Consider the following 22369-nt stretch of genomic DNA (forward strand, 5'->3'; position numbering starts at 1 on the left):
ACCCGGGCCGCCTCGGCGACAACACCAGTTAGCCAGGCCCCCGCCCGCCTGGCAACGACCCCCCGGTACTAGCCCGCCTCGCAGCACGGGCCCCCCGCCCCGGCCGGGCCGCGGGCCCGTCCGCCCAGGCCGGAGCGCGTGCAAGGGGCCGCCGGGGCCCTCCGCAGGACTACTATCCCGCTTCGTTTGTGACGTAGGTCCTGTGGCCCGCCTCACCGGATCACGGCCCCGATCTCACCCCGCGTGACCGCCCGTACCCCTTTCAGGGGTGTTCCCCGGGCCACTTCCGGCCCCCGAATCGAAGGAAACCGGGGCATCGAACCCCGCTTTCCTCGTGGCCCGGCGCAGGGCCCGCAGCACCGTCGCGCCGAGGGTCGCCGTCAGGACCACCGTCAGCACGGCCCGGCCCAGGTCCCAGCCCACGGACGTGGCCAGGCAGTAGGCGAGGAAGCGGACCAGGTTCTGCGGGACGGGCTCGCCCGGATGGAAGGACACCCCTTCCCCCATGCCCTGGAGCAGGACCCAGCCCTGGAGGTTCATCACCGTCCCGTAGGCGAAGGAGCCCGCGAATCCGTACGCCGACAGCATCGCGAGCTCCGCCCGGCCGCGGAGCCGGTCCGCCCCCGGCAGCAGGCCCGCGCCCAGGGCGAACCAGCCCATCGCGAGCATCTGGAACGGCATCCACGGGCCGACCCCGCCCGTGAGCAGGGCGGAGGCGAACATCGTGACGGCGCCGAGCACGAAGCCGAAGCCGGGGCCGAGTACGCGGCCGCTCAGCACCAGCAGGAAGAACATGGGCTCCAGGCCGGCCGTGCCCGCGCCCAGCGGGCGCAGCGCGGCGCCCACGGCCGCCAGCACCCCGAGCATCGCCACCGCCTTGGCGTCCATGCCGTCGTCCGCGATGGTCGCCACCACCACCCCCACCAGCAGCGGGAGCAGGGCGGCGAACAGCCAGGGGGCGTCCTGGGAGTGCGCGAGCCCGGACTGCCGGTCGGCGAGCAGGGGCCATCCGAAGGCGGCGATCCCGATCAGGGTGACCAGGACCAGCGCGGCGGCGGCGCGGGGGCCGATGCGGATGGGGCGGGTGCGGCGGGTGCCGGGGGTGCCGCGGGTGCCGGGGGTGCGGCGTGTGGGGTGGGAGGGGCCGGTCATGTGGAGGCCCCCGGGGTGGTGGGTGAGGCGGGTGAGGCGGGTGCGGTGGTGCCGGCCGGGGTTTCGCCGGGCGCCGGCAGGGCGCCCAGGGCCGCGGCCACCTGGGGGACCGTGAGCCAGTGGCCGGGGGCCAGGACCTTGGCGACCTGCGGGGCGAAGGCGGGGGAGGAGACCACGACCTCCGCGGTGGGCCCGTCCGCGACCACCTCGCCGCCCGCGAGGATCACCACCCGGTGCGCCAGCTCGGCGGCGAGCTCCACGTCGTGGGTGGCCAGCACGATGGCGTGGCCGGCGGCGGCCAGGCCGCGCAGGATCCCGATCAGCCGCTCCTTGGCGGCGTAGTCGAGACCGCGGGTCGGCTCGTCCAGGAGGAGCAGGCCCGGCCGGCCGGTGAGGACCAGGGCGAGGGCGAGGGCCAGCCGCTGTCCCTCGGAGAGGTCCCGCGGATGCGTGTCGTCCGGTACGCCGGGCAGCAGCGCGGACACCAGCTCCCGGCAGGTGCCGGGCGCGGCTCCCGCGTCGGCGTCCGCCGCCTCGCATTCGGCCGCGACGGTGTCGGCGTACAGGAGGTCGCGGGGCTCCTGCGGTACGAGGCCCACGCGGCGGACCATGTCCGCGGGCGGGGTCCGGTGCGGGACCAGCCCGCCGACCCGGACGGAGCCGGTGGCGGGCTCGGTCATGCCGGCGAGGGTGCCGAGCAGGGTGGACTTGCCGGCGCCGTTGCGGCCCATGAGGGCGAGGGTTTCGCCGGCGCGCACGGTGAGGGTGATGCCGCGGAGGGTTTCCGCTCTGGCGCGGCGGACGGTGAGGTTTTCCGTACGGGCTACGGGTTCCGGGTTTGCGCACGAGCCTGCGGGGCCTGCGGGGGCTGGCGGGGGTGTGGGGCGGGGCCTGCGGAGGCGGTCGAAGAGGGTGCGGCGGGGTCGGGGGCGGGGCCCTTCGGGGGCGCTGCCCCCGGACCCCCGCGCCTCAATCGCCGGCGGGGCTTGAGTGTGGCCGGTCGCCGCGTTCGGCTCTCCGAGGGTGCGGCGGGGTCGGGGGCCGGGCCCTTCGGGGGCGCTGCTCCCGGGCCCCTGCACCTCAATCGCCGGCGGGGCTGGAGTGTGGCGGGTCGCCGCGGTCGGCTCTTCGGTCGCGTTCGGGTTTTGCGCCGAGGGTGCTTCTGGGGGTGCGGGTGGCTGGTCGCGGGTCTTCGGCTTGGTCGGGGTGTTGCTCAGGAGGGTGCGCAAGGGGGTGGCCTGGCGGCGGGCGTCGCGGATGGACAGGGGGAGGGGGGTCCAGCCGGCGAGGCGGCCCAGGGAGACGACCGGGGGGTGGACCGGGGAGACGGCCATGATCTCGGCGGGCGGGCCGAGGAGGGGGGTGGCGCCGGGGCCGGGGAGGAGGAGGACCCGGTCGGCGTACTGGACGACGCGTTCCAGGCGGTGTTCGGCCATGAGGACGGTGGTGCCCAGGTCGTGGACCAGGCGCTGGAGGACCGCCAGGACCTCCTCCGCGGCCGCCGGGTCCAGGGCCGACGTGGGCTCGTCGAGGACCAGCACCTGCGGGTGCGGGGTCAGCACCGAGCCGATCGCGACCCGCTGCTGCTGGCCTCCGGACAGGCTCGCCAGCGGCCGGTCGCGGAGTTCGCCCAGGCCCAGCAGGTCGAGGGTCTCCTCGACCCGGCGGCGCATGACGGCCGGGGCCAGCCCCAGCGACTCCATGCCGTACGCGAGCTCGTCCTCGACCGTGTCGGTCACGAAATGGGCGAGCGGGTCCTGGCCGACCGTGCCGACCACGTCCGCGAGCTCGCGCGGCATGTGGGTACGGGTGTCCCGGCCCGCCACGGTCACCCGGCCCCGGAGGGTGCCGCCCGTGAAGTGCGGGACCAGCCCGGAGACCGCGCCGAGGAGGGTGGACTTGCCGACCCCGGACGGCCCCACCAGCAGGACCAGCTCCCCTTCGGGGAGGGTGAGGTCCACGTCCCGGAGGGCGGGCGCGTCCGCACCGTCGTAGGTGACCGACACCTGCTCGAAGCGGATCACTTGCTTTCCTCCGGTGGGGCGTACTGCGGGCGGTGCGGCCGCCGGGCCGGGGCCGCGGGGCGTGCGGCGGCCGCCGGTACGGGGGCGACGAAGGCGGGGAGCAGGCCGGCGAGGACGGCCGCGGCCGGCCAGAGCGGCAGCCCGGGGGCGACCAGCGGGACCACCCCGGGGTGCAGGCCCGCAGGGTCGGTGCCGGCCGCCCGGATCAGCACGGCCGCCGCGGCCGCCCCGGACCCGGCCACCAGCCAGGACCGCAGCCCCCACCGGTCGGGCCGGTACCGGCTGCGGATGCTGCGGCGGCCGCCCAGCCGCAGCCCGGCCAGGGCCAGGACCAGCCCGCCGAGGAGGACCGGCAGCCCGTAGCGGGCGCCCTCGGCGGCGAGCAGCCCGTACGTGCCGGCGCACATGCCGAGCAGGCCGCCGAGGGTGAGCGCGTTGGTGGTGTGCCGGACGGCGGGTGGGACCTGCGCGGTCCGGCCGTAGCCGCGGGCGTCCATCGAGGCGGCCATCGCGACGGAGCGTTCGAGGGCGCCTTCGAGGACGGGCAGGCCGATCTGGAGGACGGCCTTCACCCCGCCGGTCGGACGGCCGCGCAGCCGGCGCGCGTTCCGGAGCCGGACCACGTCCGCGACCATGTTCGGCGCGAAGGTCATCGCGACGACCACCGCCACCCCGGCCTCGTACAGGGCGGCCGGCAGGGACTTGAGCAGCCGGGCCGGGTTGGCGAGGGAGTTCGCGGCGCCGACGCAGATGAGGAGCGTGGCGAGCCGGACCCCGTCGTAGAGGGCGAAGACGAGCTGCTCGGCGGTCACCCGGCCGCCGAGGCGGATGCCCTGCGCCCAGGCGGGCAGCGGGACCTCGGGCAGGGTGACGAGGAGGTGGGTGCCGGGGACGGGGGAGCCGAGCAGGACGGAGAAGAGGAGCCGCAGCCCGAGGACGAACAGCCCCAGCCTGACGAAGGCGCCGTACGAGCGGGCCCACGGCGCGTCGGTCCGGCGCGCGGCGACCACGTACCCGGCCACGCCGACGATCAGGCCGAGGAGGAGCGGATTGGTGGTCCGGGACGCGGCCGTGGCCAGCCCGAGCGCCCACAGCCACCAGGCACCGGCGTGCAGCGCATTGCTCCGGCTCGCCTCGGGCGCGACCCAGCGGGCGAGGCGGCCGCCGCCCTGGCTGCCGCCGTCGCCCGGAGTGTCGGCGCCGCCCCGGCTGCCGGGGGCGCCCCGGCGGGACCCGGCAGCCCGGCCGCGGACGGCGGCATCCCGGCCACCGGCACCGGCACCGGCACCCCGACCCGCCCGGCCACCCTTGGCGCCGGAGACGGTGCCGGAGACGGACACGGACACGGACACGGAGTCGGACGCGGGCGCCGAGCCGGGGCCGGGGGCGCCGGTGGCCGGGCGGCGGTCTCGGCCCGGGGCGGGCGGACGGGGCCGGGTCATCGCGTGCGGCGGCGGCGGGACTGCCATACGGCGGCCGCGGCGAGGGCCGCGAGGGCGGCGAGGCCGGCCGGGAGGGCCAGCGACGGGCCGCCGTCGGAGGGGTCGGCGGCCGCCGGGCGGTCGGACGGACCCGCTCCGGCGGGCTGCTCCGCGGCCACCTGCTCGCCGCAGCCCTGGCGCGGGTAGCCCGAGATCGCGCACAGCAGGGCCGCACTGTTGTAGCGGAGCGGCTTGGCGACCGAGGCGAGGGCGTCGGCCGCCGTGGCCGCCCCGGGGACCGAGGCGCAGGCGGTGCGGGGGGCCGGCCGCGGCGGGGTCTCGCCCGCCGGGGCGTCCCGGGGCTCGCCGAAGTCGATGACCACGGCCACCCGCTTGCGGTCCGGCTGCTCCGGGACGGCAGCGCAGATCCTCGCGAAGTCCGCCGCCGCCCGGGGCTTCGACGCGTCCGAGGAGTCCGCGCTGACCGCGAACCGGAAGCCGATGGCGTCCCCGTCGGCGGGCCGGGCCAGGGCCGGGCCCTGGGTGGCGTACCTCCAGGCGCCGGCCGCGCCCTCCCAGAAGGACCAGTACCGGTAGCCGGCCGCCGAGGCGGGCCCCGCCGCCGGCAGGGTCAGCAGGACCCCCGCCAGGAGCAGCAGGGCCGCGCGGCGCAGCCGGGTCACGGCTGCTGCCGCTTCCGGCGGCCGCTCAGCAGGATGCCGATGCCCATGCCGGCCACGGCGCCCGCGCCGACGATCCACCAGATGCTCCCGTTGCCGGAGGACTCCTCCTTGGTGTCCTCGGCGTCGCCCGCCTTGCCCGCCCGGTCGGCGGCCGGGACGGCCTCGGGACCCTGCGCGCCCAGCTGTGCCACCAGGTCGGTGCCGCCGAAGGCGCGCGGGTCGGCCCCGCCGGCGTGGGCGGCCAGGATCAGCTGGGCGTACCCGGCCGGGCCGGCCGTCTTCAGCCAGGCGGCGGAGTTCTTCTCCAGCCAGGCCAGCGGCTTCGCGGCCGCCGCCTTGTGGCCGCCCGCGGCGAGCGCGAGGACGGCGTCGGCGGTGTTGCCGTGGTCGGGCTGGTCGGTGGCGCCCGGCATCGCGGACATCAGGTGGTCGCCGGTCTTCGCCATGACCGTGCTCAGGTAGTCGGCGGCGCCCATGGCGGACTGGGCCGCGTCCTTCGGACCGCGCTTGCAGGCGAGGGGCTTCGACCGGATCGGCACGTCGGCCTTCGGGGGCTCGACGACCAGGCCCTTGCCGAGCACGCCCAGCGCGGCCGCGGCGGTCGCGTCCGCATTGGCGGCCAGCTTGCCCTGCTTGTCGGGCTGGTAGGCGAAGGCGCCCATGTCGGCGGCGGTGGACACGCCCTTCTGCTCGCAGGCCAGCTGGAGCACGGTCAGGGCGTCGTAGGCGGTCTTGTCCTTCTTGGACCGGACCGACTCCGGCTTCTCGCCGGCCGCGGCGAGGGCGCCGGCGACGATGGCGGTGGAGTTGGCGTCGCTCGCGGCGCCCGGGCCGGGGCTGTAGGCCCAGCCGCCGTCCTCGTTCTGCACCGACTTCAGCCAGTCGGTGGCCTTCTTCACGGCGCTCTCGTGGCCGCCGAGCGCGGCGAGGGCCTGGACGGCGGCGGCCGTGGCGTTGGAGTCGGCCGTGCTCTTGGCGTCGCACGGCTTCGAGGCGTCGGCGCGGAACGGGGTGAACGAGCCGTTGGCGCACTGCTGGCCGGTGAGCCAGTCCACGGCCTGGCCGTCGGGGACCAGGCCGACGGTGTCCTGGGCCAGGAAGGCCAGCGACTGGCGCCACACGCCGTCGTACGTCGGGTCGGTCTTGCCGTACAGGCCGGAGGGGATCACCGGGGGGACGGGAGCGGCGAACGCGGCGGGGGCGGCGGCCAGGCAGAGCACGGCGGATGCGGCGAGCGCGGCGGCGCTGCGTCGGACGGTCATGGCGGGCGGGTGCCTCTCGTGCGGGGAGCGGAGCGGGCACGCGGGGGCACCGGGCTCCGGCTCCGTATTCCTCGACGGTGCCGGCCACCGGGACCGGGTGGGCCGGCGGCACGAGCCGTGCACGTCCGCGCCGGGCATTCCGGCTTGCCGCCCGGGGGCGGCTCACGGCTGCGGGTCAGCGCCGGGTTTGCACCGGCTTTCCCCGTTGCGGAGTGTTGACGACCGGGCCACTGTACCGGCCCGTTTTCGGGGGCTCTGCCTCCGGACCCCCGCGCCTCGCAAGCCCGCGGGGCCTGGTTTCGCCCGTCACAGCGCCCGGTAGCGGACGGGGTCCGTGCCCGGGACCGGTTCGGCGCGGCCCTGTTTGACCAGGCGGCGGAGATGGGCTTCGGCCTCCGAGACGGCGATGTTCCGGGAGCCGTACGGGATCCGGTCCCAGGGGCGGTTCCACTCCATGCGCTCCGCCAGGCCCCAGGGGGTGAGGGGCTCGTGCAGCAGCCGCCAGAGCCCTTCGAGGCGCTCCTCGTGGTGGGCGAGGAGGGCGCGGACCCGGGCGGGGGCGTCGGTGAAGGCGTGCTGGTGGGCGGGGAGGACTTCCGCGGGGGCCAGCCGGCCGATGCGCTCCAGGGAGTCCAGGTAGTCGCCCAGCGGGTCGGTGACCTGGGTGACCCCGTGCTCGTCGGGGGCCTCGTACAGGCCGATGTGCGGGGAGATGCCGGGCAGCAGGTGGTCGCCGGAGAACAGGCGGCCGTTGCCGGGGAGCTGCGCGGGGTGCTCCTCCTCCAGGTGCAGGCAGACGTGCCCGGGGGTGTGTCCCGGAGTCCAGACCGCCCGCAGCCGCCGCCCGGCGAGCGGCAGCAGTTCGCCCGGTTCGATCTCCCGGTCGGGCAGGGCGGCGCGCAGGCCGGGCAGGGTCCGCATGCGGCCGGCCTGCCGGGCGGCGCGCAGCGGGGCCAGGTGCTCTTCGGGGGCGCCGGCGGCGGCGAGCTTGTCCCCGAGGTAGTCGAGCCAGACGGCGGGCTCGGCCTCGCGGGTCCGCCGGACCACGGCGGTGTCGGCCGCGTGCATGGCGATCCAGGCCCCGGACTCCTCCCGGACCCGGCCGGACAGGCCGTGGTGGTCGGGGTGGTGGTGGGTGATCACCACGCCGTGCACGTCCCCGGGCGCGATCCCCAGCGTGCCGAGGCCCGCGACCAGCGTGTCCCAGGACTCGGGGTCGTCCCAGCCGGTGTCGACCAGCACCGGGCCGCGGCCGGTGTCGAGGACGTGGACGAGGGTGTGCCCGAGCGGGTTGTCGGGGATCGGCACGCTGACGGAGTGCACCCCGCCACCGTGGTCCAGCACCCGCACGGGCAGCGGCCCGGCCTCCTGCGGCTGCGGCTGCCGGGCGTTTTCGGGCCCACCCGGGGCGTCCCCCGGCCCGCGCCCGTCGTCCCCGGACCCGCGCCCGTCGTCCCCCGGCCCGCGCCCGTCGTCCCCGGACCCGCGCCCCCCGGCCTCGACCCCCCGCGGTCCCTCCGGCCCCCGCGGCCGCTGCGCTCTCTCCGACCCCTGTGGTGCGTCCGGCATGGTGGCCCCCTGTCCTGGCTGAGGTACTGGCCCACAGTAACGAGAACTCGTTCCAGTCGTAGCCCAAGTCGACCATTTACGCGGCTTCCCGGCCAGTCAGCGGATCTTCCGCCCCCTTCCGTCCTGCCCGTGGACTCCTGGAACTAGAACTGGTATCAGTTCCGAAACGCAGTTCCGAAACAGCGTCAGGAAGCGCCGGGCCGCAGGAGGCATCAGCCATGACCGAGCTCGTGGAACACGGAAAGCTGTTCATCGGCGGGCAGTGGGCCGACCCGCTGGGGGCGGGGACCATCGACGTCGTCTCGCCGCACACGGAGCAGGTCATCGGGCGGGTCCCGCACGCCTCGCGGGAGGACGTGGACCGGGCCGTCGCCGCCGCCCGGCAGGCCTTCGAGCACGGGCCCTGGCCCCGGATGGGCCTCGACGAGCGGATCGCGGTGGTCACCCGGATCAAGGACGCGATCGCCGTGCGGCACGAGGAGATCGCCCGCTCGATCAGCTCCCAGAACGGCTCGCCCTACTCCTGGAGCGTCCTGGCCCAGGCCCTCGGCCCGATGATGGTCTACGACGCGGCCGTCACCGTCGCCCGCGAGTTCACGTACGAGGAGCACCGGCAGGGCGTGCTGGGGCCGATCCTGGTGCGCCGCGAGCCGGTCGGGGTGGTCGCGGCCGTGGTGCCGTGGAACGTCCCGCAGTTCGTCGCCGCCGCCAAGCTCGGCCCGGCACTGCTCGCCGGCTGCTCGGTGATCCTCAAGCCCTCGCCGGAGTCCCCGCTCGACTCCTACCTGCTGGCGGAGATCGCCGCCGAGGCCGGGGTCCCCGAGGGGGTGCTCTCCGTGCTCCCCGCCGACCGCGAGGTCAGCGAGTACCTGGTGGGCCACCCCGGCGTGGACAAGGTCGCGTTCACCGGTTCCGTCGCGGCCGGCAAGCGGGTCATGGAGGTCGCCGCCCGCAACCTCACCCGGGTGACCCTGGAGCTGGGCGGCAAGTCGGCGGCCGTCGTGCTGCCCGACGCGGACCTCGCCACCACCGTCCCGGGCCTCGTCCAGTCGGCCTGGATGAACAACGGCCAGGCCTGCGTGGCCCAGACCCGCATCCTCGCCCCGCGCAGCCGCTACGACGAGGTGGCCGAGGCCCTCGCGGCCGCCGCCGGCGCGCTCGTGGTCGGCGACCCGCTCGACCCGGCCACCCAGGTCGGCCCGCTCGTCGCGCAGCGGCAGCAGCAGCGCTCGCTCGACTACATCCGCATCGGGCAGGAGGAGGGCGCCAAGGTCCTCACCGGCGGCGGGGTGCCGCGCGCGCAGGAGCGCGGCTGGTACGTGGAGCCCACCCTCTTCGGCGACGTGGACAACTCCATGCGGATCGCCCGCGAGGAGATCTTCGGTCCGGTCGTCTGCCTCCTGCCGTACGGCACCGAGGAGGAGGCCGCGAGGATCGCGAACGACTCGGACTACGGGCTCAGCGGCAGCGTGTGGACCGCGGACGTGGAGCACGGCATCGACTTCGCCCGGCGCGTGCGGACGGGCACGTACAACGTCAACACCTTCAGCCTCGACATGATGGGCCCCTTCGGCGGCTACAAGAACAGCGGTCTGGGCCGCGAGTTCGGCCCCGAGGGACTCGGCGAGTACCTGGAGCACAAGATGATCCACCTGCCGGCCGGCTACGAGCCCGGGGCGGGTGCCTGATGGGGGACCGCTGGCACGTCGAGGTGGACCGGGGGGTGTGCATCGGCTCGGGCATGTGCGTGACGCACGCCCCGCAGGGCTTCACCCTGGACTCGGCCCGCCAGTCCCACCCGGTGGCGGCGGACACGGACGCGAGCGAACCGGTGCTGGCGGCCGCGGAGGGCTGCCCGGTGGAGGCCATCCTGATCACCCTGCGCGACTCGGGGGAACCGGTCTTCCCGCCCGAGGAATGACCCCGGGCCCGGCCGGGCGCTCGTCGCGGCCACCCGGCCCGCGCCCCGGCCCGCACTCGCGCCCGAACCCGTGTGGCACACTCCTGCGACACCCCGGGCGGACCTGTTCCGGGGGTTCGCAAGGGGTGGACGCACATGTACGGGACGAAGTGGGCGGCGCTGGCCGCCGGGGCGGTTCTGCTGCTGGCCGGCTGCGGGGCCGGCGGCGGGTCCGACGCCAAGGCGGGCGGGGCGGCCACGGCGGCGCCGAGCGCGGAGCGCGAGCTCGACGGGCCGGACGCCGCGGCGGGCGGCTCCTTCTCCCGCAAGGCCGCGCAGGAGGACGTCAACGCCGCCACGAAGGCCGCCGGGCTGCCCGACAGTGGGCGCCCGCGCGGCGAGTTGCCCGCCTCCGCCCCCGCCTCGGCGAGCGCCAAGGAGAAGCTGGAGCACCGGGCGGCGTCCTGCACCGCCCTGTGGACCTGGTCCGGCCTGGGCGTCCGCGAGCACGAGGTGGCGGACCCGGCCAAGGCGTACGAGAAGACCCTCGCCGAACTCGCCGGGCGGGGCTGGCAGGACGAGGGCCGCAGCGAGCAGAAGCCGGACGCCAAGAGCACGTCCGTGCAGGTGGTGCTCACCAAGCGGGGCTGGACCATGTACGCCCGCCTCCACAGCCTCCGGTCCATGACGATGCTGTCCTTCAACGCCACCGAGAACGCCTGCATGCGCGCCTTCACGCCCGAGGAGCAGGCCCTCCTGCTGGAGGAACCGCCCTCCTAGCGCTGCGATCCGGACGTTTCCGGGGCTGTCAGTTCGATCAGCCGGCACACCGTCTCGATGTCGATCTTGACCTGGGCGATCGAGGCCCGCCCCGACAGCCAGGTGATCAGCGCCGAGTGCCAGGTGTGCTCGATGACCCGGACCGCCGACAGCTGCTCGGCGGTCGGCGGTCCGTCCAGGCCCATCGCGTCCAGGATGATCGCCGTGGTCAGCCGGGAGACGGTGTCCACCTCCGGGCTGACGCTGCGGTCCGCGAAGGTCAGCGCACGCACCATGGCGTCCGCCAGATGGGGTTCCCGCTGGAGCGCGCGGAAGGCGCGCATCAGCGTCTCGGCCACCCGCTCCGAGGGGTCGTCCCCGGCCGGGGGGCGCTTGCGCAGCGTCGTGTGCATGTGCTGGAGCTGGTCCTGCATCGTCGCCACCAGCAGGTGCACCTTCGACGGGAAGTAGCGGTACAGCGTGCCCAGGGCCACGCTGGACGACTCCGCGACCTCCCGCATCTGCACGGCGTCGAAGCCGCCCCGGCTCGCCAGCTGCGCACTCGCGTGCAGGATCCGCCGCCGGCGCGCCTCCTGCCGTTCGGTCAGGGGCGGAGAGGCGGGGGTGACGGCCTTGGCTTCCCCTGTCATGTGTCCCATCTCTTCGCTTTTCCGTGAGCTCCGGTGGCTCAGCATGGCAGCAGCGCCGGTGGTGGCGCGAATCACCTGCTCCGCCTCTTACGGTGTGGTTTCCGGCCGGTAGATTCAATGCTCTTCGACGGATCAAGTCTGAAACTTGTTCTAGATTATCCGAGCGGTTACGCTCCGCCGAAAGTGCAGTGAGAAGGGGGCCGGGAGTGACCGCTGAGGCCATGGTGGAGAGCCCTTTCGCGGGTTCCGCCACTGACGGCGACCGCCCGTTGCGCATCGCACTCCTCACGTACAAAGGGAACCCGTTCTGCGGCGGCCAGGGCGTCTACGTCCGGCACCTCTCCCGGGAGCTGGCCCGCCTCGGCCACACCGTCGAAGTGATCGGCGCGCAGCCCTACGCCGTCCTCGACGAGGTCACCGACGGGGTCCCCGGCGGCGGCCTCTCCCTCACCGAACTCCCCAGCCTGGACCTGTACCGCCAGCCCGACCCGTTCCGGACGCCCAAGCGCGGCGAGTACCGGGACTGGATCGACGCGCTGGAGGTCGCCACCATGTGGACCGGCGGCTTCCCGGAGCCGCTCACCTTCTCGCTCCGCGCCCGCCGCCACCTGGCCGCCCGCCGCGGCGAGTTCGACGTCGTCCACGACAACCAGACCCTGGGCTACGGCCTCCTCGCCGACCTCGGCGCCCCCCTGGTCACCACGATCCACCACCCGATCACCGTGGACCGGCAGCTGGAGCTCGACGCCGCCGAGGACCGCAAGCGCCGCGCCTCCGTGCGCCGCTGGTACGCCTTCACGCGCATGCAGGGCCGGGTCGCCCGCCGGCTGCCCTCCGTCCTCACCGTCTCCGGCTCCTCCCGCCAGGAGATCTCCGACCACCTCGGCGTCGACCGCGACCGCATCCACGTCGTGCACATCGGCGCCGACACCGCCCTCTGGTCCCCGGACCCGGCCGTCGCCGAGGTGCCCGGCCGGATCGTCACCACCTCCAGCGCCGACGTCCCCCTCAAGGGGCTCGTGTACCTGATCGAGGCCCTCGCCAAGCTCCGCACCGAGCACCCCGGCGCCCACCTCGTCGTCGTCGGCAAGCGCGCCGAGAGCGGCCCGGTCGCCAAGGCCATCGAGACGTACGGCCTCCAGGACGCGGTCCGGTTCGTCAAGGGCATCACCGACGCCGAACTCGTCGACCTCGTCCGCAGCGCCCAGATCGCCTGCGTGCCCTCCCTCTACGAGGGCTTCTCGCTGCCCGCGGCCGAGGCCATGGCCACCGGCACCGCCCTCGTCGCCACCACCGGCGGGGCCATCCCCGAGGTGGCCGGCCCCGACGGGCAGACCTGCCTCGCCGTGCCCCCGGGCGACGCCGGGGCCCTCGCCGCGGCCCTCGGCCGGCTGCTCGGCGACGGGGAACTGCGCAGCCGGCTCGGCGACGCCGGGCGCCGCCGGGTGCTGGAGAACTTCACCTGGGCCAAGGCCGCCGAGGGCACCGTCGCCCACTACCGCGCCGCCATCGCCCGCGCCGGCGGCCGCGCCCGCACCGCCCGCTGAACCGAGGCTCCAGGACCACCCCGCGATGACGCACCACCTCCACACCCTCGACCGCGAAGGCAGGCCCTCGTGCTGACCGTCGATTTCTCCCGGTTCCCGCTCGCCGCAGGCGACCGCGTACTCGATCTGGGCTGCGGCGCCGGCCGGCACGCCTTCGAGTGCTACCGGCGCGGCGCCCAGGTGGTCGCGCTCGACCGCAACGGCGAGGAGATCCGCGAGGTCGCCAAGTGGTTCGCCGCCATGAAGGAGGCCGGGGAGGCGCCCGCCGGCGCCACCGCCACCGCCATGGAGGGCGATGCGCTCGCCCTGCCCTTCCCCGACGAGTCCTTCGACGTCGTCATCATCTCCGAGGTCATGGAGCACATCCCGGACGACAAGGGCGTGCTCGCCGAGATGGTGCGCGTCCTCAAGCCCGGCGGCCGCATCGCCATCACCGTCCCGCGCTACGGCCCCGAGAAGATCTGCTGGGCGCTCTCCGACGCGTACCACGAGGTCGAGGGCGGCCACATCCGCATCTACAAGGCCGACGAGCTCCTCGGCAAGATGGAGCAGGCCGGGCTCAAGCCGTACGGCACCCACCACGCGCACGGGCTGCACTCCCCGTACTGGTGGCTCAAGTGCGCCTTCGGCGTGGACAACGACAAGGCCCTCCCGGTCCGCGCGTACCACAAGCTCCTGGTCTGGGACATCATGAAGAAGCCCCTCGCCACCCGCCTCGCCGAGCAGGCCCTCAACCCCGTCATCGGCAAGAGCTTCGTGGCGTACGCGACCAAGCCCCACCTCCCCGTCGGCGCGGCGCAGTGAGCACGCCCGGGCGTACGGAACACCTGGTCCTGCCCGGGGTGCTGACGGCGGAGCAGGCGGCGGAGACCGTCGCCGGCATCCTCGCCGTGCAGCGCGAGGACGGCGCCATACCGTGGTTCCGCGGACACCACCTGGACCCGTGGGACCACACCGAGGCCGCCATGGCCCTGGACGCCGCCGGCGAGCACGCCGCCGCCGAGCGCGCGTACACCTGGCTGGCCCGGCACCAGAACGCCGACGGCTCCTGGTACGCGGCCTACGCCGACCGGCCCGAGGGCGTGGACACCGCCACCCCCCAGGACGGCGGCAAGGAGAGCAACTTCACCGCCTACGTCGCCGTCGGCGTCTGGCACCACTACCTGGCGACCGGGGACGACACCTTCCTCGACCGCATGTGGCCGGTGGTCTACGCGGCCGTCGAGTTCGTCCTCGGCCTCCAGCAGCCCGGCGGCCAGATCGGCTGGAAGCGCGAGGCCGACGGCACCCCCGTCACCGACGCCCTGCTCACCGGCTCCTCCTCCGTCCACCAGGCGCTGCGCTGCGCCCTGGCCATCGCCGAGCACCGGGAGGAGCCCCAGCCCGACTGGGAGCTCGCGGCCGGCTCCCTCGCCCACGCGATACGCCGGCACCCCGAGCGGTTCCTCGACAAGGACCGCTACTCCATGGACTGGTACTACCCGGTCCTCGGCGGGGCGCTGACCGGAGCCGGGGCCAAGGCGCGGATCGAGGCCCGCTGGGACGAGTTCGTGGTCCCGGGCCTCGGCGTGCGCTGCGTCCTGCCCAACCCGTGGGTCACCGGCGGCGAGAGCTGCGAACTGGCCCTCACCCTGTGGGCGATGGGCGAGTCGGACCGGGCCCTGGAGATCCTGCGCGCCATCGGCCACCTGCGGGCCGAAGGCGGCATGTACTGGACCGGATACGTCTACGAGGACCGCGCGGTGTGGCCCGTGGAGCAGACCACGTGGACGGCCGGCTCCCTGCTCCTGGCGGTCGCCGCCCTCGGCGGGGACGAGGCCACCACGGCGGTCTTCGGCGGCACCGGGCTCCCCTCGGGGCTCGACCCGGACTGCTGCACCGGCACCGCGGAGTGACGGCGGCATGATGCGGCCCGGCCCGGGCCCGCGCCACCGGGACCGCCCGATCGGGTGGCCCGAGTGGCGGGGTCCGGGCACGCGGGTGAACCTGCGGGGGACACCTCACTCCCCCGGAGGAACACCGTGTCCAGACCGTCCATACCCACAGCCGTCCGATTCCGCCGCGTCCTGACCGCCCTGGCCCTGTCCACCGCGCTGCTCGCCGGAGCCACCGGGTGCGGCGGCGCCGGCGGCGCGAGCACGGCGGCGCCCCGGGGCCAGGCCGGAGCGGTCCCGCTGTCCCTCACCCCCGCGGGGTACGCGGAGCAGGCCCTGGCCGTGCAGATGCAGGCGGCGCAGGCCGGGTGGCAGGCCGAGGCCCTGGCCGCCCTGGAGGCCGAGCCCTCGCCCACTGCCACCGTCGAGCGGCAGCGCCTCGCCAAGACCCGCTTCGTGGCCAATGCGGGGCTCGCGGCGGGGGCGACGTACCAGTGGATCGTCAAGCCGTACCGGGCGGGCAAGTTCAAGAAGGGCGCCAAGGGCCGCACCTTCGCCCTCATCAAGGCGGGCCTCGCCGGGGCCTTCGCGTACAACCGGCTGAAGGCGGCCGTCAACAACGCCAAGGGCGACCCGCTGCTGTCGAAGGCGGTGGCCCCGCTGAGCGCGGGCATCGAGTCGCTGAAGGGCCTCGGGACGAAGCTGCGCAAGGGCGAGGCCGGGGACGCGGACGTCTCCTCGTTCGAGAACGTCATCAAGGGGGTGAAGGACGCGGGCAGGAGCGCGGGCGCGGAGGTCGTGGACAAGGTGCCCAGCGCGGGCCAGCTGGCCGGCGGCTGACGGGTCGGCGGACCGGGCCCGGCGGGGGACCGGGCCCGGCAGGGGCCCGGGCGCGCGGCGGAAGCCGCCGCCGGCCTGCGCCGCGGAGGACATGGCCCCGCTCCCGGCACGGCTGGTCCGGCCCGCCGCCACCCCCGCCCGGCCCCCGGCCGCCGGACCCCGCACGGGGTCCGGCGGCTGCGGGCCGTCCGGTTCAGGAGTTCAGCTCGGCCAGGACCCGCAGCGTGTGCAGGTCCGGGGCCGTGACCAGGAGGTCCGTCACCGGACCCGAGCGCCACAGCTCCAGCCGCTCCGCGATCCGCTCCCGCGGGCCCACCAGGGAGATCTCGTCCGCGAAGGCGTCGGGGACGGCGAGCACCGCCTCCTCCTTGCGGCCCGCGAGGAACAGCTCCTGGATCCGGCGGGCCTCCTCCTCGTACCCCATCCGGCCCATCAGATCGGCGTGGAAGTTGCGGGCCGCGTGCCCCATGCCGCCGATGTAGAACCCGAGCATGGCCTTGACCGGGAGCAGCCCCTCCGCGACGTCCTCGCAGACCCGGGCCCGGGCCATCGGCGCGATCACGAACCCGTCCGGCACCTGCGCGAGCGCGTCCTTGTAGACCTCCGGGCGGACGGGCGACCAGTACAGCGGGAGCCAGCCGTCGGCGATCCGGGTGGTCTGCGCGATGTTCTTCGGGCCCTCGGCGCCCAGCAGCACCGGCAGGTCCGCCCGCAGCGGATGCGTGATCGACTTGAGCGGCTTGCCGAGGCCGGTGCCGTCCGGCCCCCGGTACGGGTGGGAGTGGAAGCGGCCGTCGAGGGCGACCGGCCCCTCGCGGCGCAGGACCTGGCGGACCACGTCCACGTACTCGCGGGTCGCGGTCAGCGGGCTGGCGGGGAACGGGCGGCCGTACCAGCCCTCCACCACCTGCGGCCCGGACAGGCCCAGGCCCAGCATCATCCGGCCGCCGGAGAGGTGGTCGAGGGTGAGCGCCTGCATCGCGGTGGCGGTCGGGGTACGGGCGGCCATCTGCGCGATGGCGGTGCCCAGCCGGATCCGCGAGGTGTGGGCGGCGATCCAGGTCAGGGCGGTGAAGGCGTCCGAGCCCCAGGCTTCGGCGGTCCACACCGAGTCGTAGCCGAGCCGCTCGGCCTCGGCGGCCAGGTCGAGATGGGCCGGTTGGGGGCCGCGGCCCCAGTAGCCGAGCGCGAGTCCCAGGCGCATGGGTCCCCTCCGTTGCAGCCGGTGCACGAGCCGTGCAGGTCCGTCGCGGGCGACCGTCATCTGACGGTCAGTCAGGGGACTGTAGGGCAACGGCCCCCAGCCCGGAAGGGCGGGGGGCCGCTGGTGCGGGCCGGGGCGTCCCGGCCGGGGCGCGTCAGCCGCGCTGGATGTCCGAGGTGTCCTGGAGGACGCCGCGGCGGCCGTCCTGGGTCTGCGCGACCAGGGCGGACGGGCCGCGCTGGTCCACCGCGAGGTACCAGGTGCCGGGGGCCAGTTCGGCGATCTGCGCGCCGGAGCCGTCCTCCGCGAACAGCGGCCGGGCGGCGGGAACCGCGAACCAGAAGGCCTCGAACGCCGCCGCCGGGCCACCCGCCTGCGGACCGGCGTCGTGCCGGCCGGCCGCCGGGTCGTGCTGCTGCCCGCCCGCGGCGTGCGGCTGCTGCGCCTGCTCCGGCTGTCCGCCGTACAGGCCGCCGGGACCCCCGGCGCCCGCCTGCGGGCCGCCGAAGGGCTGCTGCTGGCCGGGGTAGCCGTAGCCGCCGGGCTGCTGCTGGCCGGGCTGGCCGCCGTACGGGACCGCCGCGGGGGCCGGGGCCGACAGCAGGGCGCCCTTGAGGGCGGGGACCTTCGAACCGAACAGCGTCACGCCGGCCAGGGCGAACGTGGCCAGGAAGGCGAGGATGGCCCCCGCGCCCAGGCTCGCGCGGTCCGGGGTCAGGATCAGCGACCACAGCGAGGCCCAGGCGGCGGCCACGAGCAGCACCGCGCCCCAGGAGGCCATGGGCAGGCCCAGGAGCTGGCGGGACTCCGGCTGGAAGCGCGAGGCGAGGAGCAGGCCCGTGCCGATGAACCCGAGCAGGAAGATCGTCGGGAGGGCCAGGCCGGAGAAGTCGGTGTCCCAGGCACTCGGCATGTCGAGGCCGTCGACGGAGTAGAAGTCGAGGAACGAGGCGATGAACAGCAACGCCGCTGCTCCGATCACCACGCCGTCGCCTCTCGTGAGGGAGCGGATGTTCACTTGGATGTCCTTCTCGGTCTCGTCGTCTCGTCGTCTCGTGGTGCCGCGGCCGCTGCCAGGGGCGGAGCGAGGCGGGGACCATCGTACGGATCCTCCCGGCGCAGGGTCGGGCGGGGGCACCCGGCCCCCGTCCACGACTACCCGCCCAGGAAGCCGACGATGCCGTCCGCGATGCCCTGCGCCGCCTTCTGCCGCCACTGCGGATCCGTCAGCAGGGCAGCGTCCTTGGCGTCACGCATGTTGCCGCATTCGATGAACACCTTGGGGCGCTTCGAGAGGTTGAGGCCGCCGAGGTCGTCGCGCACGACCACACCGGAGCCGCCGCCCACGTAGTTGGAGGGGGCGAGTTCCGTCGTGCGCAGGAAGTTGCCCGCGATGCGCTCGCCGAGCTCGCGGGACGGGCCGACGATCGCGGCGGTGTCCGCCGCCCCGCCCTTGACCTTGGCCGGGAGGATCACGTGGAAGCCGCGGTTGCCCGCGGAGGAGCCGTCCGCGTGCACGGAGACCACGGCGTCGGCGGCCGCCTCGTTGCCGATCCGGGCCCGCTCGTCGATGCACGGGCCGAACGCGCGCTCCGCCTCGTGCGTCAGCACCACGCGGGCGCCCTGTCGTTCGAGGATCGTGCGCAGGCGGCGGGACACGTCGAGGCTGAAGTCCGCCTCCTTGTACCCGGCGTTGGTCGTCGTACCGGTGGTGTCGCACTCCTTGCGGCCGGTGCCGATGTCCACGAGCCGGTTGATCTCGCGGGAGTGCTGGAAGTTGGCGGGGTTGTGGCCGGGGTCCACCACGACGGTGCGGCCGGCGAGGGGGCCGGTGCCTTTGCCGGTGCCGGTGGGGGTGCCGGTGCCGGTGCCGGTGGCGGGGGTGCGGGGGGCCGGGCTCGTCGCCGGAGCGCGGCTGGCCTTGGCGTCGCCCGAGTGCGCGGGGCGGGGGGACTGCGCGGCCGGCACCGGCGGGGGCACCTGCGGCCCCGGCCCGGCCGCCGCGGGCTCGGCGCTGCCGCCGAACACCTGGGTCAGGACCCAGCCGGCCAGGCAGACCGGGGCGAGGGCGGCCAGGGCGACGGTGAGCGTGGAGCGGCGGAGGAGCCAGGGCTGGGGGCCGGGGGGGATGGAGTCTGCGGATTCCGGGAGCGGAGGGCTGTCGTCGTACGGCACGTCGCGATGCTAGTGCCGCGCGCCCCGCCCCGCCCCCCGTTACCCCGCCCGCGGCATGTCCACCACCACCCCCGCGCCTCAATCGCCGACCGGGCTGGAGAGCCGCAGGTTCGAGGCGGGGGCGGCGAAATCCGGCCCGTCCGGCGTTCGGGGGGCGGGGCCCCCGGGGGGTGTTACAGGCCCGGCCCCGTGCGTCGCAGCACGCGCAGCGAGTCCGTCACCGAGACCTCCGTGAACGCGCCCGACGCCACCGCCCGGCAGTAGATCCGGTACGGCGCCTGCCCCCCGTCCGCCGGATCCGGGAACACGTCGTGGATCACCAGGATCCCGCCCTCGGCCAGGTGCGGGACCCACCCCTCGTAGTCCGCCGTGGCGTGCTCGTCCGTGTGGCCCCCGTCGATGAAGACGAAGCCCAGCGGCCCGCCCCAGACGGCCGCCGCCTGCGGGGAGCGGCCGACGAGCGCGAGCACGTGCTCCTCCAGGCCGGCCTTGTGCAGGGTGCGCCGGAAGGTCGGGAGGGTGTCCATGAGGCCCACCTCGGGGTCCACGACGGTCGGGTCGTGGTACTCCCAGCCCGGCTGCTGCTCCTCGCTGCCGCGGTGGTGGTCCACCGTGATCGCGACCAGCCCCGCCTCGCGGGCGGCGTCGGCGAGCAGGAGGGTGGAGCGGCCGCAGTACGTGCCGACCTCCAGCAGCGGGAGGCCGAGGGCGGCCGCCGCCGTGGCGGCCTCGTACAGGGCCAGGCCCTCCCGGAGCGGCATGAACCCCTTGGCCGCCTCGAAGGCGGCGAGGATCTCCGGCTTGGGTGCCATGGTGCCTCCCGGCAGGTTCGGTGCAGTGCGGTGCAGTGCAGTGGGGTGGTGTGCGGTGCAGGGCGTGGTGCCGCCCGGTGCCGGCGGCGGTGCCGCGCCGCGGACGTGCCGTACGGCCCGTCGCGCCGCCGGCCCACGATGGGCCCTCATGCTGCCCTACCGCCGGGTAATCCACCACGCCGGGTCCCGCCCCCGCCCCCGCCACCCCCGCACCGGCCCCCTCGCCCGCCCGTCCCGGACCTGACCTTCCGTCAGAATGGAACGTGTTCTACTCTGGCCCGCGACCGGGCACCGGATGCGCACGAGGACGGGCGGGGAACCGTATGGGCATCGGAATCACAGCGGAGCAGCGGGAGTTGGCCGCCGTCGTGCGGAGCTGGCTGGCGCGGGCCGTGCCGCCCGAGGCGGTGCGGAAGGTGCTGGACGGCCCGCCCGCGGCCGGGGTGCGGCCCGGGTACTGGGACGCCGCCGCCGCGCAGGGCCTGCTTGCCCCGCACCTGGAGGACGGCGGCACCCTGCTCGACCTCGCCGTCGTGGCCGAGGAGGCCGCGCGGGCCGCGCTGCCCGGCCCGTTCCTCCCGAACGCGCTGGCCGCCGCCGTGCTGGACCGGGCCGGGGCCGCCCCCCTCGCGGCCGCCCTCGCCGACGGCAGCCGGATCGGGGCCGTGGCCCTGGGCCCCGGGAGCCTGACCGCCGTGGCGGTCGAGGGCGGCTGCCACCTGCTCGACGGCGCGGCCCCGCCCGTGCTCGGCGCCGGCGAGGCCGACCTCGTGGTGCTGGCGGCCGAGGCGGCACAGGGCACCCTCTGGTTCGCGGTGGACGCCGCCGCCCTCCGCATCCGCACCCACGACAGCGCCGACCCCACCCGGCCCACCGCCGAGGTCACCGCGCACGGCGCCCGGGTGCCCGCGGACCGCCTGCTGCCGCTGGATCCCGCGCTCGTACGCGACCTGGCCTGCACCCTCTTCGCCGCCGACGCCTGCGGCACCGCCGCCTGGGCCCTGGACACGGCCGCCGGCCACGCCAAGGTCCGCGTGCAGTTCGGCCGCCCCATCGGGCAGTTCCAGGGGGTCAAGCACCTGTGCGCCGACATGCTGGTCCGCGTCGAGCAGGGCCGGGCCCTGGCCTGGGACGCCGCCGTGGCCGCCGACCGGGCCGCCGCCGAGCCCGCCGAGGTCCGCGGCCTGGTCGCCGCCCTCGCCGCGGGCACCGCGCTGGACTCCGCGTACTCCTGTGCCAAGGACTGCATCCAGATCCTCGGCGGCATCGGCTTCACCTGGGAGCACGACGCGCACATCCGGCTGCGCCGGGCCCTCGTCGCCCGGCAGCTCCTCGGGCCCGGCGACGGGCACCGCACCCGCGCCGTCCGGCTCGCCGCCGCCGGCGCGCGCCGCGAACTGCACCTGGAGCTGCCCGAGTCCGCGGCCGCCCACCGGGAAGGGGCCCGCGCGGCCGCCGCCGGGGCCGCCGGGCTCGATCCGGCCGCCGCCCGCCGGGTCCTCGCCCCCACCGGCTACGCCGCCCCGCACCTGCCGCCCCCGTACGGGCTGGGCGCCGGCCCCGTACAGCAGCTCGCCGTCCAGCAGGAGTTCCGGGCCGCCGGGGTCAAGGTCGCCGACCTCGGCATCGCCACCTGGGTCGTCCCCTCCCTCCTCGCCTACGGCACCCCGGCCCAGCAGGACCGCCACCTCGGGCCGACCCTGCGCGGGGACCTGCTGTGGTGCCAGCTGTTCTCCGAGCCCGAGGCCGGCTCCGACCTCGCCTCGCTGCGCACCCGCGCCGAGCGGCTGCCCGACGGCCGCTGGAAGGTCAACGGGCAGAAGGTGTGGACGAGCTCCGCGCACACCGCGGACTTCGGGATCCTGCTCGCCCGCACCGACCCCGCCGCCCCCCGGCACCGCGGGCTCACGTACTTCATCGTGGACATGAAGAACAGCCCCGGCATCACCATCCGGCCGCTCAAGGAGATCACCGGGGACTCCCTCTTCAACGAGGTCTTCTTCGACGACGTGCTGCTGCCCGCCGACGCAGTGGTGGGCGAGGTGGGCGGCGGCTGGCAGGTGGCCCGCAACACCCTCGGCAACGAACGCGTCCACATGGCCGACCAGATGACCTTCGGCACCGGACTCGAAGCGCTGATCGCCCGGGCCGGCGCCCTGGACGGGGCCCACCGGGCCCGGATCGGGGCCCTCGCCGCCGAGGCGCACGCACTGGCCTGCATCGGGATGCGCACCACCCTCCAGCAGGTGTCGGGGCTGGAGCCCGGGGCCGGGGCCTCGGTCCGCAAGCTCGTCCAGACCCCGCACCAGCAGCGGACCGCCGAGCTCGTGCTCGAACTGCTGGGACCGGCGGGCGCGGTGTGCGAGGGGGCGGGGGAGCGGGCCGTGCACGGGATGCTCATGTCCCGCTGCCTGACCATCGCGGGCGGCACCACCCAGGTCCAGCTGAACGTCGTGGCCGAGCGGATCCTCGGCCTCCCCAGGGACTAGGAGTCGTA

General features: G+C 75.6%; 19 protein-coding genes and 1 riboswitch. Of the genes, 8 read left to right on the top strand and 11 right to left on the bottom strand.

Annotated elements, in window-relative coordinates; all coding sequences use genetic code 11:
- Positions 1 to 234: 234 nt before the first annotated feature.
- From ACZ407_RS31675 to ACZ407_RS31700, 6 genes are all read right to left on the bottom strand, one after another.
- Complete coding sequence (locus tag ACZ407_RS31675) at positions 235 to 1152, bottom strand: ECF transporter S component (protein WP_468134378.1); 918 nt, start codon at positions 1150 to 1152, stop codon at positions 235 to 237.
- On the bottom strand, positions 1149 to 3176 hold the full coding sequence (locus ACZ407_RS31680; protein WP_468134380.1) for an ABC transporter ATP-binding protein: 2028 nt from the start codon (positions 3174 to 3176) through the stop codon (positions 1149 to 1151). Before ACZ407_RS31680 ends, ACZ407_RS31675 begins: the two co-directional genes overlap by 4 nt.
- The gene (locus ACZ407_RS31685) at positions 3173 to 4522 is read right to left on the bottom strand and encodes an energy-coupling factor transporter transmembrane component T (RefSeq protein WP_468134382.1); all 1350 of its coding nucleotides are present in this window, start codon (positions 4520 to 4522) and stop codon (positions 3173 to 3175) included. The genes ACZ407_RS31680 and ACZ407_RS31685 overlap by 4 nt, the downstream gene beginning before the upstream one ends.
- 92 nt (positions 4523 to 4614) lie before the next feature.
- On the bottom strand, positions 4615 to 5280 hold the full coding sequence (locus tag ACZ407_RS31690) for an SCO2322 family protein (protein WP_468134384.1): 666 nt from the start codon (positions 5278 to 5280) through the stop codon (positions 4615 to 4617).
- Complete coding sequence (locus tag ACZ407_RS31695; RefSeq protein WP_468134386.1) at positions 5277 to 6542, bottom strand: prenyltransferase/squalene oxidase repeat-containing protein; 1266 nt, start codon at positions 6540 to 6542, stop codon at positions 5277 to 5279. The genes ACZ407_RS31690 and ACZ407_RS31695 overlap by 4 nt, the downstream gene beginning before the upstream one ends.
- 132 nt (positions 6543 to 6674) lie before the next feature.
- Positions 6675 to 6745: riboswitch (cobalamin riboswitch) on the bottom strand.
- Between the two features lie 103 nt (positions 6746 to 6848).
- Complete coding sequence (locus tag ACZ407_RS31700; RefSeq protein ID WP_468134515.1) at positions 6849 to 7898, bottom strand: MBL fold metallo-hydrolase; 1050 nt, start codon at positions 7896 to 7898, stop codon at positions 6849 to 6851.
- A 431-nt stretch (positions 7899 to 8329) separates the two neighbouring features.
- Here ACZ407_RS31700 and ACZ407_RS31705 point away from each other — a divergent pair, with 431 nt between their 5' ends.
- The 3 genes from ACZ407_RS31705 to ACZ407_RS31715 all read left to right on the top strand — a co-directional run bounded on the left by ACZ407_RS31705 (position 8330) and on the right by ACZ407_RS31715 (position 10791).
- The gene (locus ACZ407_RS31705) at positions 8330 to 9799 is read left to right on the top strand and encodes an aldehyde dehydrogenase (protein ID WP_468134388.1); all 1470 of its coding nucleotides are present in this window, start codon (positions 8330 to 8332) and stop codon (positions 9797 to 9799) included.
- The gene (locus ACZ407_RS31710; RefSeq protein ID WP_468134390.1) at positions 9799 to 10032 is read left to right on the top strand and encodes a ferredoxin; all 234 of its coding nucleotides are present in this window, start codon (positions 9799 to 9801) and stop codon (positions 10030 to 10032) included. The genes ACZ407_RS31705 and ACZ407_RS31710 overlap by 1 nt, the downstream gene beginning before the upstream one ends.
- A gap of 135 nt (positions 10033 to 10167) precedes the next feature.
- Complete coding sequence (locus ACZ407_RS31715; RefSeq protein ID WP_468134392.1) at positions 10168 to 10791, top strand: hypothetical protein; 624 nt, start codon at positions 10168 to 10170, stop codon at positions 10789 to 10791.
- Here ACZ407_RS31715 and ACZ407_RS31720 read toward each other — a convergent pair.
- Positions 10788 to 11420, bottom strand: a complete 633-nt coding sequence (locus ACZ407_RS31720; RefSeq protein WP_468134394.1) for a TetR family transcriptional regulator — start codon at positions 11418 to 11420, stop codon at positions 10788 to 10790. The two genes, ACZ407_RS31715 and ACZ407_RS31720, sit on opposite strands and share 4 nt — an antisense overlap.
- Positions 11421 to 11626: 206 nt before the next feature.
- Between ACZ407_RS31720 and ACZ407_RS31725 the strand changes: the two genes are divergently transcribed.
- The 4 genes from ACZ407_RS31725 (at position 11627) to ACZ407_RS31740 (ending at position 15681) form a co-directional block, all read left to right on the top strand.
- Positions 11627 to 12967 (top strand): glycosyltransferase family 4 protein, encoded by a 1341-nt coding sequence (locus tag ACZ407_RS31725; RefSeq protein ID WP_468134396.1) that lies wholly within the window; start codon positions 11627 to 11629, stop codon positions 12965 to 12967.
- A 69-nt stretch (positions 12968 to 13036) separates the two neighbouring features.
- A complete protein-coding gene (locus ACZ407_RS31730; protein ID WP_468134398.1) occupies positions 13037 to 13771 on the top strand; it encodes a class I SAM-dependent methyltransferase in 735 nt (244 codons plus the stop codon).
- On the top strand, positions 13768 to 14862 hold the full coding sequence (locus ACZ407_RS31735) for a prenyltransferase/squalene oxidase repeat-containing protein (RefSeq protein WP_468134400.1): 1095 nt from the start codon (positions 13768 to 13770) through the stop codon (positions 14860 to 14862). The genes ACZ407_RS31730 and ACZ407_RS31735 overlap by 4 nt, the downstream gene beginning before the upstream one ends.
- A 327-nt stretch (positions 14863 to 15189) precedes the next feature.
- Positions 15190 to 15681: a hypothetical protein gene (locus ACZ407_RS31740; protein ID WP_468134517.1), complete on the top strand. Its 492-nt coding sequence runs from the start codon at positions 15190 to 15192 to the stop codon at positions 15679 to 15681.
- A gap of 193 nt (positions 15682 to 15874) precedes the next feature.
- Here the strand turns inward: ACZ407_RS31740 and ACZ407_RS31745 are convergent, their stop codons facing one another.
- The 4 genes from ACZ407_RS31745 to ACZ407_RS31760 form a co-directional block, all read right to left on the bottom strand.
- The gene (locus tag ACZ407_RS31745) at positions 15875 to 16885 is read right to left on the bottom strand and encodes an LLM class F420-dependent oxidoreductase (protein WP_468134402.1); all 1011 of its coding nucleotides are present in this window, start codon (positions 16883 to 16885) and stop codon (positions 15875 to 15877) included.
- 154 nt (positions 16886 to 17039) lie between these two features.
- Positions 17040 to 17903 carry a hypothetical protein gene (locus ACZ407_RS31750; RefSeq protein WP_468134404.1) on the bottom strand — a complete coding sequence of 288 codons (864 nt, stop codon included), beginning with the start codon at positions 17901 to 17903 and terminating at the stop codon, positions 17040 to 17042.
- 137 nt (positions 17904 to 18040) lie between these two features.
- Positions 18041 to 19060, bottom strand: a complete 1020-nt coding sequence (locus tag ACZ407_RS31755; protein WP_468134406.1) for an N-acetylmuramoyl-L-alanine amidase — start codon at positions 19058 to 19060, stop codon at positions 18041 to 18043.
- Between the two features lie 173 nt (positions 19061 to 19233).
- Complete coding sequence (locus tag ACZ407_RS31760; RefSeq protein WP_468134407.1) at positions 19234 to 19872, bottom strand: class I SAM-dependent methyltransferase; 639 nt, start codon at positions 19870 to 19872, stop codon at positions 19234 to 19236.
- Positions 19873 to 20195: 323 nt separating this feature from the next.
- On the opposite strand from ACZ407_RS31760, the gene ACZ407_RS31765 reads away from it, so the two are divergent.
- Positions 20196 to 22361 (top strand): acyl-CoA dehydrogenase family protein, encoded by a 2166-nt coding sequence (locus ACZ407_RS31765; protein WP_468134408.1) that lies wholly within the window; start codon positions 20196 to 20198, stop codon positions 22359 to 22361.
- Positions 22362 to 22369 lie beyond the last annotated feature (8 nt).

This window comes from Streptomyces sp. NPDC030809 (assembly GCF_055572195.1).